The sequence below is a fragment of the Clostridium bornimense genome (assembly GCF_000577895.1).
GTDB lineage: Bacteria > Bacillota > Clostridia > Clostridiales > Clostridiaceae > Clostridium_AN > Clostridium_AN bornimense.
On the sequence record NZ_HG917868.1, the window covers coordinates 674,421 to 688,835 of the forward strand.

Genomic DNA, 14,415 nt, shown 5'->3' on the forward strand with positions numbered 1-14,415 from the left:
TTACAGGAGGTAATTCGTATGGACGAATTAGTAAGAATCAATTATGAAAATGACCGCCCCACAGTGCTTGGCCGTGATTTGCATGCAGTTTTGGAAGTGAAAACACCCTATGATAAATGGTTTCCAAGAATGTGTGAGTATGGATTTGTGGAGGGTACGGACTTTTCGACATTTCTGTCGGAAAGTACAGGTGGAAGACCAGCTGTTGACCACCAAATAACAATTGATATGGCAAAAGAGCTATGCATGATACAGCGTACTCCAAAAGGCAAAGAGTGTCGCCAATACTTTCTTGAAATAGAAAGAAGATGGAATTCACCAGAGGCAATCATGGCAAGGGCACTTCAGATTGCCAATCAACAGCTAACTCAAGTAAGGAAACAAAATAAATTACTTGAAGGTACGATTGCTGTTCAGAATCAGCAGATTGCGGAAATGAAACCGAAAGTCTCCTATTATGATGTAGTTCTAAATTGCAAAGACCTCATTTCTACATCAGCAATTGCCAAAGATTACGGCAAGTCAGCTATTTGGATGAACCGCTATCTTAATAAAAAGGGCATCCAGTTTAAACAAGGTGGTATCTGGCTTTTATATCAGAAGTATGCAGAAAAAGGCTATACCAGCACCAAGACACATAGCTACATCGGTAGTAACGGTGAACTGCATACAAAAGTCCATACATATTGGACTCAAAAAGGCAGACTCTTCATTTACGAACTGTTGAAGGCAGATGGTATTTTGCCGCAGATAGAAATGGAGGGTGTGTAATGGGAATTGATAAATTCAATCATGAAGGATACCATGACCCAACTCCCCATGAGGCACTGACCAACATAATAAGAAAGAAAAAGGCAGAGAAAAAATCTGCCTTTAAGCCGCTTGTATATATTTGTTCTCCCTATTCCGGTGATGTAGAAGGAAACGTTAAAAAGGCTCGCAGTTTTTGCAGGTTTGCATTAGACCAAAACTGTATTCCGATTGCTCCCCACCTTATGTTTCCACAGTTTTTGGATGATGAAAATCCAGAGGAACGGGAACTTGCCATATTTATGGACATCGTGCTTATGGGCAAATGCTCCGAGGTTTGGGTGCTAGGCAATACCATCTCAAGCGGGATGGCAAGGGAGATTGAAGTAGCCAAGAAACGCAGACAAACGGTCAGGTATTTTAGTCCAGAGCATGAGGAGGTCGAAAGCTTATGAAAATCGCTGTGGGCAACAGTCGGAAGGACAAGAAATGGAAAAACAAAGATATCTCGTGGGAGGATTTTTGTGCCCGTGTAAAGACAACACAACGTACTACGGAAACAGTAGAAGAATATCGGAAATTAAAAAGAGGCCAACAAGATGATATCAAAGATGTGGGTGGTTTTGTCGGAGGCCATTTAAAAGGGGGAAGGCGAAAGAAGGGCAATGTTTTATGCCGTTCTTTGCTTACCTTAGATATGGATTACGGTAGACCAGATATCTGGGAACAAATCAGTATGCTTTTTGATTTCAAATGCTGTGTTTATTCCACCCATAAGCATACACCGGAAAATCCAAGACTTAGGCTAATCGTTCCTCTTGCTCGTGAAATCAGCGAAGAAGAATACGCAGCCGTTGGACGTATGGTGGCAAAAGAAATCGGCATAGATCTTTTCGATGATACGACTTATGAAGCCCATCGCCTTATGTATTGGCCATCCACTTCCTCTAATGGTGAATTTGTCTATGAAGAGCAGGATGGAGAATTGCTTGACCCTGATGTTTATCTTTCAAAATATCAAAACTGGCGGGATACATCAACATGGCCAGTATCAAGCAGGCAGTCTGAAGTTATAAATCGCAGTCTTAAAGAGCAAGCAGACCCGCTTTTAAAGGAAGGTGTGGTAGGAACATTCTGTCGTGCCTACTCCGTTCGTGAAGCAATTGAGAAATTCTTAGGTGCAGTTTATGCACCTTCTGCTATGGAAGGGCGATACGATTATATTCCAGCTGATAGTAGTGCCGGTGTGATTATCTACGATGATAAATTCGCATACAGCCATCATGCTACAGACCCAGCAAGTGGATTACTCCTCAATGCTTTTGATCTCGTTCGTATTCATAAATTCGGTTCTTTAGATGATAAAGCTTCTACCACTACAGCTCCTGGTAAGATGCCATCTTTTGTGGCAATGTGCGAGTTTGCTATAAAAGATGAAAAAGTAAAAGCTGAGTTTGCTAAGGAGAGGCAGGCACAGGCTGAAGAGGAGTTTAGTGATGAGGATTGGCAGACAGCTTTGGAATTGGATAAGCAAGGCCGAATAAAAGACACTCTAGACAACATCGTTTTGATTATTCGTCATGACAAGGAATTACAGCATATAGCTTTTAATTGCCACCGTGATGGTATTGATGCCAAAGGTGGCCTGCCTTGGGAACAGATCAAGGCGGGTTGGAATGATTCAGATAATGCACTTCTTAAAGTGTATTTAAGCAGCAAATACGGAGTTTATTCACCTACCAAGACCAAGGATGCTGTGTTAGCGGTAGCGGCTGAACGAGCCTACCATCCTGTTAAGGAGTATCTGGACTCCCTGCCAAAATGGGATGGAATTAGTCGAGTAGATAATCTATTAATTGATTATTTCGGTGCAACAGATAATTCCTATACAAAAGCAGTCATCCGCAAAACGATGGTTGCAGCGGTAGCCCGCATTTATAGACCAGGCACAAAGTTTGATAGTGTCCTTATCTTAAACGGTCCTCAAGGTATCGGTAAGTCAACCTTCTTTGCAAAACTTGCTGGAGATTGGTTTTCAGATAGTTTGACCATTACGGACATGAAAGATAAATCTGGAGCTGAGAAACTTCAGGGATATTGGTTATTGGAACTGGGTGAGCTTGCTGGTATGCGTAAGACGGATGTGGAAATTGTGAAGTCTTTTATTTCGAGGGCAGATGATAAGTACCGGGCAAGTTATGGAGTCAATGTGGAGAGCCATCCCCGTCAATGTGTAATTGTCGGTTCTACCAATGCAGAAAGCGGGTTTCTTCGAGATATAACCGGCAATCGAAGATTCTGGCCAGTCCGTATTAGCGGTAATGGTAAAAAGAAAGCTTGGCAGATGACTAAAGAGGAAGTACAACAGATTTGGGCAGAGACACTAGTGCTATATGAGAAGGGCGAAAAACTCTACCTTGAAGGTGATGATGCATCCATGGCAACTAGTGAGCAGGCAGATGCCATGGAAACAGATGAACGAGAAGGATTGGTTCGTACCTATCTGGATACTCTTTTGCCGGATGATTGGGACACTATGTCTTTATACGAGCGTAGAAATTTCCTCGGCGGTAGCGAATTTGGCGGCGGCACCCGTGTTGGAACAGTAAAAAGAACCCTTGTCTGCAATATGGAGATTTGGTGTGAATGTTTTGGAAAAGATGCATCCTCATTGAGAACATCTGATTCTTATGCCATCGGTGCCATTATGAGAAAGATCAGTGGGTGGAACAAGTACACCGGGAACAAGAACGGAACAATCAATTTTCCTATCTATGGAAAGCAACGAGCTTATTCCCGAGCCGAGGAACAAAGCTAGTTGTATCTTGCCTTGTTCTCACACTGGTTCTTTCCCCAAAGCTAATAATCAAAAGGAAAATCTACGGTTCGGAACAAGTGGAACAAGAAGTATCCTATTTATTTATAAGTAGTAAAAAAGAAGAAAGTGTAGCCTGTGCATACACGCATACGCGCGCGTATAGGAAAAATGGGTCAAAGTTGTTTTCTTGTTCCGAGCCTTTTTATATGAGAGGTATTTATGCTTGAAAAATATATCGAAAAGAAACTGGTGGCTGAGGTAAAAAAGATGGGAGGCATTGCAGCAAAGTTTGTTAGTCCGGGTTTGGATGGGATGCCAGACCGCCTAGTGCTTTTACCATTTGGGAAGATAGCATTTGTGGAATTAAAGGCTCCCGGAAAGAAACCTCGTCCACTACAGATTAGAAGAATAAAGCAATTACAGAAGTTAGGCTTTACCTGCTATGTCATTGACGATGTTGAGCAGATTGGAGGGATACTCGATGAAATACAATCCTCATAAATATCAAACATATGCTACGAATTTCATACTTGAGCATCCCATAGCAGCGGTGTTTTTAGAGATGGGTCTTGGCAAAAGCGTAATCACTTTAACTGCTATATTTGATTTATGTCTTGATAGTTTTGAAATTGGAAAGGTTCTGGTCATTGCCCCTCTAAGGGTAGCAAGGGATACTTGGCCAGCTGAGATAAACAAATGGGAGCATTTAAAAGGACTGGAGTATTCAGTGGCTATTGGAACAGAACAGGAGCGGTTAGCAGCTCTTAGGAAACCAGCAAGTGTCTATCTTATAAACAGAGAAAATGTTGACTGGTTAGTAAACAAAAGTGGCATTCCTTTTGATTATGACATGGTGGTCATTGATGAATTGTCATCTTTTAAGTCCTATGGAGCAAAAAGATTTAAGAGTTTACTAAAAGTCAGACCTAGGGCGAAACGTATCGTGGGTCTTACAGGTACTCCATCCAGTAACGGGTTAATGGATTTGTGGGCAGAGTTTCGTATTCTCGACATGGGTAAAAGACTCGGCAGATACATAACTCACTACCGCAATTCCTTCTTTACTCCAGATAAACGTAATCAGCAGATTGTATTTTCATATAAACCGTTACCTGGGGCAGAAGATGCCATATATCGGCTAATTTCAGATATTACCATTTCAATGAAGTCGGTTGATTTTCTGAAAATGCCAGAATGTGTGATAAATGAAGTGTCGGTGTATCTAAATGATAAAGAACAATCAGTATATGATCACTTTCGTGAAGAGATGGTTCTTGAGCTTGCAAATGAGGAGATTGATGCCATGAATGCAGCAGTCCTTTCTGGCAAACTCCTTCAAATGGCAAACGGTGCTGTCTATGATGATGATAAAAATACTCATATTATCCATGACCGCAAGCTGGATGCTCTTGAAGATTTAATCGAAGGTGCAAACGGCAAACCTGTTCTTATTGCATATTGGTATAATCACGATTTAGAGCGTATTAAAGCAAGATTTAATGTTAGAGAAATTAAAACATCTAAGGATATCAAAGACTGGAACAACGGAGATATTTCTGTGGCGGTTATCCATCCCGCATCAGCAGGACACGGTCTCAATTTACAAAGTGGAGGTTCAACGCTTATTTGGTTTGGTCTTACCTGGAGTCTGGAACTCTATCAGCAAACAAATGCAAGACTTTGGAGACAGGGACAAAATGAAACGGTGGTTATCCATCACATTGTTACTAAAGGCACGATTGATGAAGATGTGATGAGAGCCTTGAAACGAAAGGAAAAGACACAGTCCGATCTTATTAATGCTGTCAAAGCAAATCTGGGGAAAGCGAGGGGTGTTGTATGATGGATGCATTTGAAAAGCTGGCAAATGCCATTATTCTACAGGCGGTCAAGGATTATCGTTTTGCTCTGAAAAGACTAGCAAAATACCCTCGCAATGATTCTGCTAGATATACGAAACGTGAGATTGAGCGTTTCTTCCATTCCGGGTATTTCACTACCCTGACATCTCTCGATCCTGAGATGCTAATTAAAAAGCTACATGAGGAGGTGGTGCGATGACGGCAAAGGAATTCTTGAAACAAGCTTATCGCTTAAATGAGCTGATTAATTCCGATCTTGAGGAGTTGCAAAATCTAAGGGAACTCTCAAGAAGTGTTTCATCTCCTGTTCTTGAGGAAAAAGTCAGTAAAACAAAAAGTACTGATCCACCTTTTGAAAAATACGTGATTAGAATAGTAGATTTGGAGAAGCAGATACAACAAGAGGTGGAACGTTTAATAAAGCTTAAGTCAGATATTCGTGAAGCGATTAACCAGATGGAAAACGTGGATGAGAAGCTGCTTCTTCGCTACCGTTACATTAACTTTCTTAACTGGGAAGAAATCTGTGTCAACCTTAATGTTTCTATGAGAACTGTGCATAGACTTCACTCATCAGCCTTGCAGCATTTAAAGGTGCCTAAATAAAAGTTGGCACACTTTGGCACAGGTTGGCATACGATGACACTGTTTGTCCGTAGTGAAAGTTATATAATGGTAGTATGGAATAATAGCAAACAGAAGCCTTCACGGGAGCATTTCTCCTGCGAGGGCTTTTTCTATGGGCAAAAGGAGGTGTAGTATGCCAAGGAAACCTAAGCGACCATGCTCTTATCCTGGTTGTCCAGAACTGACTGACAGACGGTTTTGTGAAGAACATGCTAAAAAGGAAGCCGCACGGTATGAAAAGTATGACCGCGATCCAGCAACACGTAAGCGTTATGGTCGTGCTTGGAAAAGGATACGTGACCGCTACATTGCAGCTCATCCTCTTTGTGAGGAATGCAAACGACAAGGAAAGCTGACCCCAGCAACCGAAGTGCATCACATTCTTCCTCTTGCAAGAGGAGGGACTCACGATAGAAGTAATCTGATGGCTCTTTGTACACCTTGCCACTCTGCAATCACTGCAAGAGATGGAGACCGTTGGGGAACCCGGTAGGGGGAGTCAAATCTCCACAGCTTTTTCTTTGTGTAACGGGCGTGGGGTTTCGTGTGAAAAAATTGCGAAATCAAAAGGGTAATAAGGCCCGCAGATAGAAAGGCGGTGAGAATCGTGCCAACAAAATCGAATAACACAGGCGGCCGTGGCGGAAAACGTCCGGGTGCAGGTCGTAAGCCGAAGTCCAATCTGGAAAAGGTGCAGAACGGCAACCCCGGCGGTCGCAAATTAACGATGCTGGATATTCCCGATGTGGAAGGTATCCAGATGCCGAAACCAAATGAACTGCTCAGTGCAAAGCAGCGTGACGGTACGGAACTGAGAGCAAAGCAGATTTATGAGGATACATGGAACTGGCTCAATTCCATCGGCTGTGCGGGTTATGTTTCCCCGCAGACCATTGAGCGTTACGCCATGTGTGTGGCGAGATGGCTGCAGTGCGAGGAGATGACAAACGAGCTGGGATTTCTATCAAAGCATCCCACAACCGGAAAGCCTGTCACCTCTCCGTTCATCAATATCGGCATCAACTATATGAACCAGGCCTCAAGGCAGTGGGACAACATCATGCAAATCGTAAAAGAAAACTGTTCCGTGGATTTCTCCGGTACCAATCCGAATGATGACCTGGAACGACTATTGCACCAACGAAAGGGGTTTTAACCATGATTGAAAAAGTAAATCCGAGCCATCCGGACAAGGTGGCAGACAGAATCGCAGGAGCCATTGTGGATCTGGCGTATGCAAAAGAAGATAATCCGAAAATCGCAGTGGAGGTTCTCATCGGCCACGGTGTGTGCCATGCCATTATTGAAACCACGGCGGATTTGGATAAGACTGAAATCATCAGTGCCGTGCATCGCATCGCAGGTGTGATGGATACGGGCATTGTTATCGTTCCCCAGGATAAGCACCTGTCAAACAATCAGAAGGACGGCATTCGCTGTGGCGATAACGGCATTTTTAAGGGTATGCCTCTGACACAGGAGCAAGAGGAACTTTCCCTTATTGCCCGTGACATTTACGGCAGATGCCCTTATGACGGAAAGTACATTATGGATGGTGTTCGCCTGATCATTTGCCAAAGTAATGTGGAAACGGCAGATTTGAAGAAACTCTATTCCGGTGCGGAAATCAATCCGCTCGGTGACTGGACTGGCGGCACGGATGTAGATACGGGTGCTACCAACCGTAAACTTGGCAGTGATATGGCTGATTCCGTAACGGGTGGCGGTCTTCACGGCAAAGACCTCAGTAAGGCGGATGTATCTGTAAATGTGTATGCGTTCCTGAAAGCACAGAAAACAAAACAGCCTGTGCAGCTTTGCTGTGCTATTGGAGATGACATCATTGATGGTAAGCCTTATGCGGAAATCGTAGCCATTGCAAGAGAGTACATTCAGAACCTCGGTGGCTTTGAGAAGTTCGCTGAATGGGGTCTGTATTAAGGAGGGCGCATATGGGAAGAACAACTACACAAATGGAATTAGTGTCTATTTCAAAACTGGTGCCGTATGTGAATAATGCCCGCACCCATTCCCAGGAGCAGATTATGAAGCTCCGTTCCTCACTGCGTGAATTCGGCTTTATCAATCCTGTCATCATTGATAAGGATTACGGCATCATTGCCGGACACGGCCGTGTGATGGCAGCCAAGGAGGAAGGCATCGATGAAGTGCCTTGTGTTTTCGTGGACTACCTTACCGAGGCACAGAAGAAAGCCTACATCCTTGCTGACAACCGCATGGCGCTCGACGCAGGCTGGGATGAGGAAATGTTAAAAATCGAAATCGAGTCCTTGCAGGGTATGGATTTTGATATCGGCCTGGCAGGCTTTGACGATGATGAAATCGCAGACCTCTTTGCCGGAGATGATAAATCTGATGTAAAAGAGGACGATTTTGATTTGAACGATGCTTTGGAAAAGGCTGCCTTTGTGGAGCGTGGCGATGTATGGACGGTAGGCAGACACAGGCTTATGTGTGGTGATGCTACAAACCCCGATGATGTGGCAACGCTGATGGATGGTAAGAAAGCCAACCTTGTGCTGACAGACCCTCCGTATAATGTAGCCTTTGAAAGTTCGGACGGTCTATCCATCAAAAACGATAAGATGGCAAGCGAGAAGTTTTATGAATTTCTGTTATCGGCATTTCAGAATATGGCTGCCCACCTGGAAAAAGGCGGTGCCGCTTATGTGTTCCACGCTGATACGGAAGGTTTGAATTTCCGTAAGGCATTTATCGATGCAGGCTTTCATCTTTCCGGCTGTTGCATTTGGGTGAAAAATTCCCTGGTGCTTGGCAGAAGTGATTATCAGTGGCAGCATGAACCTGTGCTTTACGGTTTCCTTCAGAACGGCAAACATTACTGGAGCAAGAACGCAGGCAGAAGCCAGACTACCATTTGGAACTTCGATAAGCCGAAGAAAAATAAAAATCATCCGACTTCCAAGCCTCTTGACCTGCTTGCCTATCCGATTGGAAACTCAAGCCGTGAGAATTCCATTGTAGTGGATACTTTTGGAGGCAGCGGTTCTACGCTGATGGCTTGCGAGAGAACCAATCGTATCTGCCATACGATGGAACTGGATGAAAAGTACGCATCGGTTATCCTCCGCAGATATGTGGAAGATACAGGTGATGCAGACGGTGTCTTTGTTATCCGTAACGGCGTGCAGATACCTTATGCCGACCTTGTGAAGGAGGTTGGTGCAGATGAATAAAAAAACTATGACCCTCGGTAGTCTGTTTGACGGCTCCGGGGGATTTCCTTTGGGAGGCTTGATTTCCGGTATTACCCCTTTGTGGGCATCGGAAGTTGAGCCTTTTCCTATTCGTGTAACAAGCAGGCGCATTCCTCAGATGAAGCACCTCGGAGATATTTCCGGTATCAATGGCGCAGAAGTTGAACCCGTGGACATCCTTACTTTCGGCAGTCCCTGCCAAGATATGAGCGTGGCGGGAAAACGCAGCGGTCTTGATGGTGAGCGTTCCTGTCTGTTTTACGAAGCAATCCGAATCGTAAAAGAAATGAGGTGTAAAACCAATGGTGAGTATCCAAGATACATCGTGTGGGAAAATGTCCCCGGCGCCTTCTCCTCAAACGCAGGAGAAGATTTCAAAGCCGTCCTCGAAGCAGTCGCGTCCGTCAAAGGTGACTATGTTGTCCCTTGTCCTCCAAAAGGAAAATGGACAGGTGCAGGAGAAATCATGGGAGATAGTTTCAGCATCGCATGGAGATGCGTTGACGCGCAGTTTTGGGGAGTTCCCCAAAGAAGAAGACGAATCTATCTTGTCGCAGATTTTAATGGTGGGTGTGCCGGAAAAATATTATTTGAGTCAGAGGGCCTGTTTAGGAATCTTGAAACGAGCCGATGCCCGTGGAAAAGAACTGCCGGAACTACTGAAGAAAGCACTCCTGCGACAGGCATCGTCTTAAATGACCAGGGTGGCAACCGTATGGATGTGACAGAGGACTTCACCTGCACCTTACGTGCGGCGGCGCATCATCCGCCTTGTGTTATGGAGTCTGCGGGATTTTGCACGGAACACTCTGCTGACAGCCGTGGCATCGGTTATGAGGCGGAGAAATCTCCGACACTCCGAGCGGGAGTCGTTCCTGCAACCGTATATGAAAATCACTCACAGGATACCCGTTATGTGGGACCGCTTGATGTGGCACAGACCGTTGCTGCGACCTACGGCACAGGCGGAAACAATCAGCCGTTTGTGGTAGAGCCGACAGCCTTTGGCGTCTGCTCCAAGGACAGCAATGCAATGAAATCAGCCAACCCCAACAGCGGATTTTATAAGGCAGACACTTCCCGTACCCTTGACGGCAATGGTGGAAACCCTACCTGCAATCAGGGTGGCATTGCCATTGTGGAAGGCAACGGCTCACGTCCTTCCCACCACGGTAACGGTTATGCCGAAAGTGATGTCATGTACACCTTGAACACCGTAGACCGCCACGCCGTTGTCTATGCCATTGACCGTGAAAGTTATAACTGCGGTCAGAACTTCGCAAGGAATATGGGTATCAGTGATGAGGGTGTCAATTCCACACTGAAAGCCACGGGGCCCGATGCGGTTGCCGTTCCCACCTACTCAAGCAGCAAGGCATCGTTCTTCACTTCTGCGGAAGAGGAACTCGCCAATACTTTAGTAGCTACGGATTACAAAGACCCTCCGCTTGTCAACGATACCGATGCGGATCTGGAATACATTGTGCGTAGGCTTACTCCTACGGAATGTGCAAGGCTCCAGGGATTTCCGGATTGGTGGTGTGCTGACCTTGGTGAGAAACTTCCTTCTGAAGAGGAACTCACACGGTGGGCAGAAATCTTTGAAACACATCGTAAGATTGTGGGAACATCAAGCAAACCGAAAACACGGAAGCAGATATTCAAGTGGCTTCAGAACCCTCATTCCGATTCGGCGGAGTATAAGATGTGGGGCAACGGCGTGGCACTGCCCAATGTGGTTTATGTGCTGATGGGCATCGTGTACTATACACAAAACGAAGGGGTGTAAATCTACAAGTATTCTCCCTTATATTTTGCACATATCACTTGCTATTTTTCGGCTTTAGAGTGATATATGTAGTACCGAAAAAACAAGGAGGTACTCACACGATGAGATTTGAATTTAATGTAACAGGCAGCGACCGCAAGGCACTGGTTACGGCAATGGCAGACATTCTGAATGTAAAACCGAAATACCTGGGTGTGCCGAGCCTGAACTACGAGGTGGATTATTTCACGGTAACCAAAGACGGTGCAGTGGAGTTTGATGACAGAGCCGACAGCGAGGAAATCGAGCAGTTGCTTGAGAGCCTTGCCGACAAAGGCTTTGTCGCAGCTCCCGCAGAAATGGCGCAGGCTTGGCTTGATGCAAGAGCCGAGGAAACGGCCGAAGAACCCGCCGAACAACCACAGGGCGAAACGGTGGGGCTTACGGTGGCGATTCCCCTTGATAAGGTGGCGGTCGGAAATCTTACGAACCTTCTGGATGCCAAGGGGGGCCTTATAAAGAAAGCCTTGGGCATTCCCGCAACACCAATCGAAATCGGCGAGGACAGGGTTTCCTTCCCTTGGTTTGGAGAGGGACTGGATGCAGACGAGGTCAAGGCTTACAGCCATTTCATTGCAGCCCTTTGTGAGATGAGCCGAAATCAGAAACGCATCAACGCTACGGAAAAAGCGGTGGACAATGAAAAATACGCATTCCGCTGTTTTCTCCTTCGCCTCGGTTTTATCGGAAACGAATACAAAACCGAGAGAAAAATCCTGCTCCGCAATCTTTCCGGCAGCAGTGCTTTCAAAGGAGGTGCCAAGAATGAGATTTCCGAATAAAGAAACGGTTGAGCGTGTAAGAAAAGCCTATCCTGTTGGATGCCGTGTGGAACTCGTCCAAATGGATGATGAGCAGGCGCCTCCGGTTGGAACAAAGGGTACGGTCAGAGGTGTGGATGACACAGCCTCCATCATGGTCAGATGGGATACAGGCTCCGGCTTGAATGTGGTGTATGGTGTCGATAATTGTCGAAAACTGGATGCAGTGACCATTACCTGCTACGGCAGCACCGAGGTTTGGGACAGCAGAAAAGAGGCTGCCGACTTCTACCTTCGTGCCATTGCAGGGTCAGAGGGCAGCGAGTGTGAACGCTATACCAAGATTTACACTGAACTGCTTATGGGCAAGGAGGTCTGCACCGATGAATAAAATCAAGGAACAGATACTCGCCATCCGAGCAACCGGACGCACCAATATGTTTGATGTTCCGATGGTGCAGTACATTGCCAATGAGATGCATTTTTACGAATTGGTGGTATACCTTGAGGAACACCGTAAGGAATACACCCACTTTATTCTGACGGGCGAAATGGAGGACTGACTATGTGGAAAGAAGGAACAATCGGCATCCCGCAAAAGGACGGCGGTTACAAGGCAGTCCACTACTGGATAAAGGTTTATGAGGAAGGCAGCCAGTTCGGTATCAACGGCGGAAAAATCAGCAAGCTGATGCTGAAACTGAATGGTGAGGTCATTGCCAACTATGACAGAGGTTGGGACATCGAGCCAGCAACCGAAGAAGCAAACCTTGCCCTTTGCATTTTGCTGAACGAACACAATTAAAAATCCTGTAAAGGCAGGACGGAGCCGAGATGCTCTGTTCCTCGTATACGCAAAGTCGCACCGAATATGGTGGCGGCTATTTTTTATGCCATTTTTGAGGAGGTGACGGCATTTGAGAAAACTGAAAAACTATAAGCCAACCCGCTTTATGGCGGAGGGCAGTTATTACGATAAGGATGCCGCCGACCACGCAGTATGCTTTATCGAAAAATTCTGCTGTCACACCAAAGGTACATGGGATGGAAAGCCATTTGAACTGATTGACTGGCAGGAGCAGATTATTCGAGATATCTTCGGTGTCCTAAAACCAAACGGATACAGGCAGTTCAACACAGCCTATATCGAAATCCCAAAGAAACAAGGCAAATCGGAACTGGCGGCGGCAGTGGCGTTGTATCTTTTGTGTGCTGACTTTGAGCCGGGTGCAGAAGTGTACGGCTGTGCTGCGGATAAAGACCAGGCACGAATTGTATTTGATGTTGCTTTGGAAATGGTAAGGCGAAGTCCACTGCTTAAAAATAAGATGACCATCCAGGCAAGCCAAAAGACCATGACCTACAATCCCACAGGCAGTAAGTACAAGGCCTTGTCGGCAGATGTGGCAAACAAGCATGGTTTCAATACCCACGGCGTCATTTTTGATGAGCTGCATACCCAACCGAACAGAAAACTGTTTGATGTTATGACCAAGGGTTCCGGTGACGCAAGAATGCAGCCACTTTACTTCCTAATCACCACTGCGGGAAATGATACACAGTCCATTTGCTACGAAATCCATCAGAAAGCAAAGGATATTATTGAGGGTCGTAAAGTTGACCCTACCTTCTACCCTGTGATTTACGGTGCAAAGGACGATGATGACTGGACTGACCCAGAAGTATGGAAGAAAGCAAATCCATCTCTTGGTGTGACGGTCGGTATCGATAAGGTGCAGCAAGCCTGTGAGCAGGCAAAGCAGAACCCAGGCGAAGAGAACGCTTTCCGTCAGTTAAGGTTGAATCAGTGGGTAAAGCAGGCTGTCCGTTGGATGCCGATGGCGGTGTGGGATGCCTGTGCATTTCCTACCGACAAATCCGAATTGGAAGGCCGTGTCTGTTACGGTGGACTTGACCTTTCAAGCACTATGGATATTACGGCATTCGTGTTGGTATTCCCACCGGAAGACGAGGATGATAAATATATCATTCTGCCGTATTTCTGGATACCGGAAGATAACATCGACCTGCGTGTCCGCCGTGACCATGTGCCGTATGACATTTGGGAACGACAGGACTTGCTTATGACTACCGAGGGCAATGTAGTCCATTACGGATACATCGAGAAATTCATCGAGTCCCTGGGTGAGAAATACAACATCCGTGAAATCGCCTATGACCGTTGGGGTGCTGTTCAAATGGTGCAGAACCTTGAGGGCATGGGATTCACGGTAGTGCCTTTCGGACAGGGCTATAAAGATATGTCCCCTCCGACCAAGGAACTGATGAAACTTGCGATGGAGAAAAAACTGGCTCACGGCGGGCATCCGGTTCTTAGGTGGATGATGGATAACATCTACATCAAGACTGACCCTGCCGGAAACATCAAAGCAGATAAAGCCAAATCCACAGAAAAGATTGACGGTGCCGTTGCCACGATTATGGCACTCGACCGTGCAATCCGCTGTGGCAACACCAACAGTGCTTCGGTTTACGATGACCGTGGCATTTTGTTTATTTAGGAAGGAGC

17 protein-coding genes are annotated in these 14,415 nt (G+C 45.8%); all 17 read left to right on the plus strand.

Features of this window, described 5'->3' with window-relative positions; genetic code table 11:
* Positions 1–18: 18 nt before the first annotated feature.
* The 17 genes from CM240_RS02955 to CM240_RS03035 all read left to right on the plus strand — a co-directional run bounded on the left by CM240_RS02955 (position 19) and on the right by CM240_RS03035 (position 14,407).
* A complete protein-coding gene (locus CM240_RS02955) occupies positions 19–771 on the plus strand; it encodes a phage antirepressor KilAC domain-containing protein (protein ID WP_044036314.1) in 753 nt (250 codons plus the stop codon).
* Complete coding sequence (locus tag CM240_RS02960; protein WP_044036316.1) at positions 771–1,205, plus strand: DUF7768 domain-containing protein; 435 nt, start codon at positions 771–773, stop codon at positions 1,203–1,205. Before CM240_RS02955 ends, CM240_RS02960 begins: the two co-directional genes overlap by 1 nt.
* Positions 1,202–3,568 (plus strand): virulence-associated E family protein, encoded by a 2,367-nt coding sequence (locus CM240_RS02965; protein ID WP_044036317.1) that lies wholly within the window; start codon positions 1,202–1,204, stop codon positions 3,566–3,568. The genes CM240_RS02960 and CM240_RS02965 overlap by 4 nt, the downstream gene beginning before the upstream one ends.
* Before the next feature lie 219 nt (positions 3,569–3,787).
* Complete coding sequence (locus CM240_RS02970) at positions 3,788–4,069, plus strand: VRR-NUC domain-containing protein (RefSeq protein ID WP_044036319.1); 282 nt, start codon at positions 3,788–3,790, stop codon at positions 4,067–4,069.
* A complete protein-coding gene (locus CM240_RS02975; protein WP_035150319.1) occupies positions 4,050–5,411 on the plus strand; it encodes a DEAD/DEAH box helicase in 1,362 nt (453 codons plus the stop codon). Before CM240_RS02970 ends, CM240_RS02975 begins: the two co-directional genes overlap by 20 nt.
* Positions 5,408–5,629 carry a hypothetical protein gene (locus CM240_RS02980; RefSeq protein ID WP_171011288.1) on the plus strand — a complete coding sequence of 74 codons (222 nt, stop codon included), beginning with the start codon at positions 5,408–5,410 and terminating at the stop codon, positions 5,627–5,629. Before CM240_RS02975 ends, CM240_RS02980 begins: the two co-directional genes overlap by 4 nt.
* On the plus strand, positions 5,626–6,036 hold the full coding sequence (locus CM240_RS02985; protein WP_035150326.1) for a DUF1492 domain-containing protein: 411 nt from the start codon (positions 5,626–5,628) through the stop codon (positions 6,034–6,036). Before CM240_RS02980 ends, CM240_RS02985 begins: the two co-directional genes overlap by 4 nt.
* Positions 6,037–6,190: 154 nt before the next feature.
* Positions 6,191–6,550 (plus strand): HNH endonuclease, encoded by a 360-nt coding sequence (locus CM240_RS02990; protein WP_044036327.1) that lies wholly within the window; start codon positions 6,191–6,193, stop codon positions 6,548–6,550.
* A 114-nt stretch (positions 6,551–6,664) separates the two neighbouring features.
* Entirely contained in the window at positions 6,665–7,213 is a 549-nt protein-coding gene (locus CM240_RS02995) for a hypothetical protein (protein WP_044036329.1), read from the plus strand.
* A gap of 2 nt (positions 7,214–7,215) precedes the next feature.
* The gene (locus tag CM240_RS03000) at positions 7,216–7,998 is read left to right on the plus strand and encodes an S-adenosylmethionine synthetase N-terminal domain-containing protein (protein ID WP_044036331.1); all 783 of its coding nucleotides are present in this window, start codon (positions 7,216–7,218) and stop codon (positions 7,996–7,998) included.
* Positions 7,999–8,009: 11 nt separating this feature from the next.
* Positions 8,010–9,275, plus strand: coding sequence for a site-specific DNA-methyltransferase (locus CM240_RS03005; RefSeq protein ID WP_044036333.1), 1,266 nt, complete (start codon positions 8,010–8,012; stop codon positions 9,273–9,275).
* Positions 9,268–11,085: a DNA cytosine methyltransferase gene (locus CM240_RS03010; RefSeq protein ID WP_044036335.1), complete on the plus strand. Its 1,818-nt coding sequence runs from the start codon at positions 9,268–9,270 to the stop codon at positions 11,083–11,085. Before CM240_RS03005 ends, CM240_RS03010 begins: the two co-directional genes overlap by 8 nt.
* A 101-nt stretch (positions 11,086–11,186) precedes the next feature.
* The gene (locus CM240_RS03015) at positions 11,187–11,906 is read left to right on the plus strand and encodes a hypothetical protein (protein ID WP_044036337.1); all 720 of its coding nucleotides are present in this window, start codon (positions 11,187–11,189) and stop codon (positions 11,904–11,906) included.
* Entirely contained in the window at positions 11,890–12,276 is a 387-nt protein-coding gene (locus CM240_RS18250) for a DUF4314 domain-containing protein (protein ID WP_044036339.1), read from the plus strand. Before CM240_RS03015 ends, CM240_RS18250 begins: the two co-directional genes overlap by 17 nt.
* Complete coding sequence (locus tag CM240_RS03025; RefSeq protein ID WP_044036341.1) at positions 12,269–12,448, plus strand: DUF5049 domain-containing protein; 180 nt, start codon at positions 12,269–12,271, stop codon at positions 12,446–12,448. Before CM240_RS18250 ends, CM240_RS03025 begins: the two co-directional genes overlap by 8 nt.
* A 2-nt stretch (positions 12,449–12,450) precedes the next feature.
* Positions 12,451–12,690, plus strand: coding sequence for a DUF7678 domain-containing protein (locus CM240_RS03030; RefSeq protein WP_044036342.1), 240 nt, complete (start codon positions 12,451–12,453; stop codon positions 12,688–12,690).
* Between the two features lie 112 nt (positions 12,691–12,802).
* Entirely contained in the window at positions 12,803–14,407 is a 1,605-nt protein-coding gene (locus CM240_RS03035; protein WP_044036343.1) for a terminase large subunit, read from the plus strand.
* Positions 14,408–14,415 lie beyond the last annotated feature (8 nt).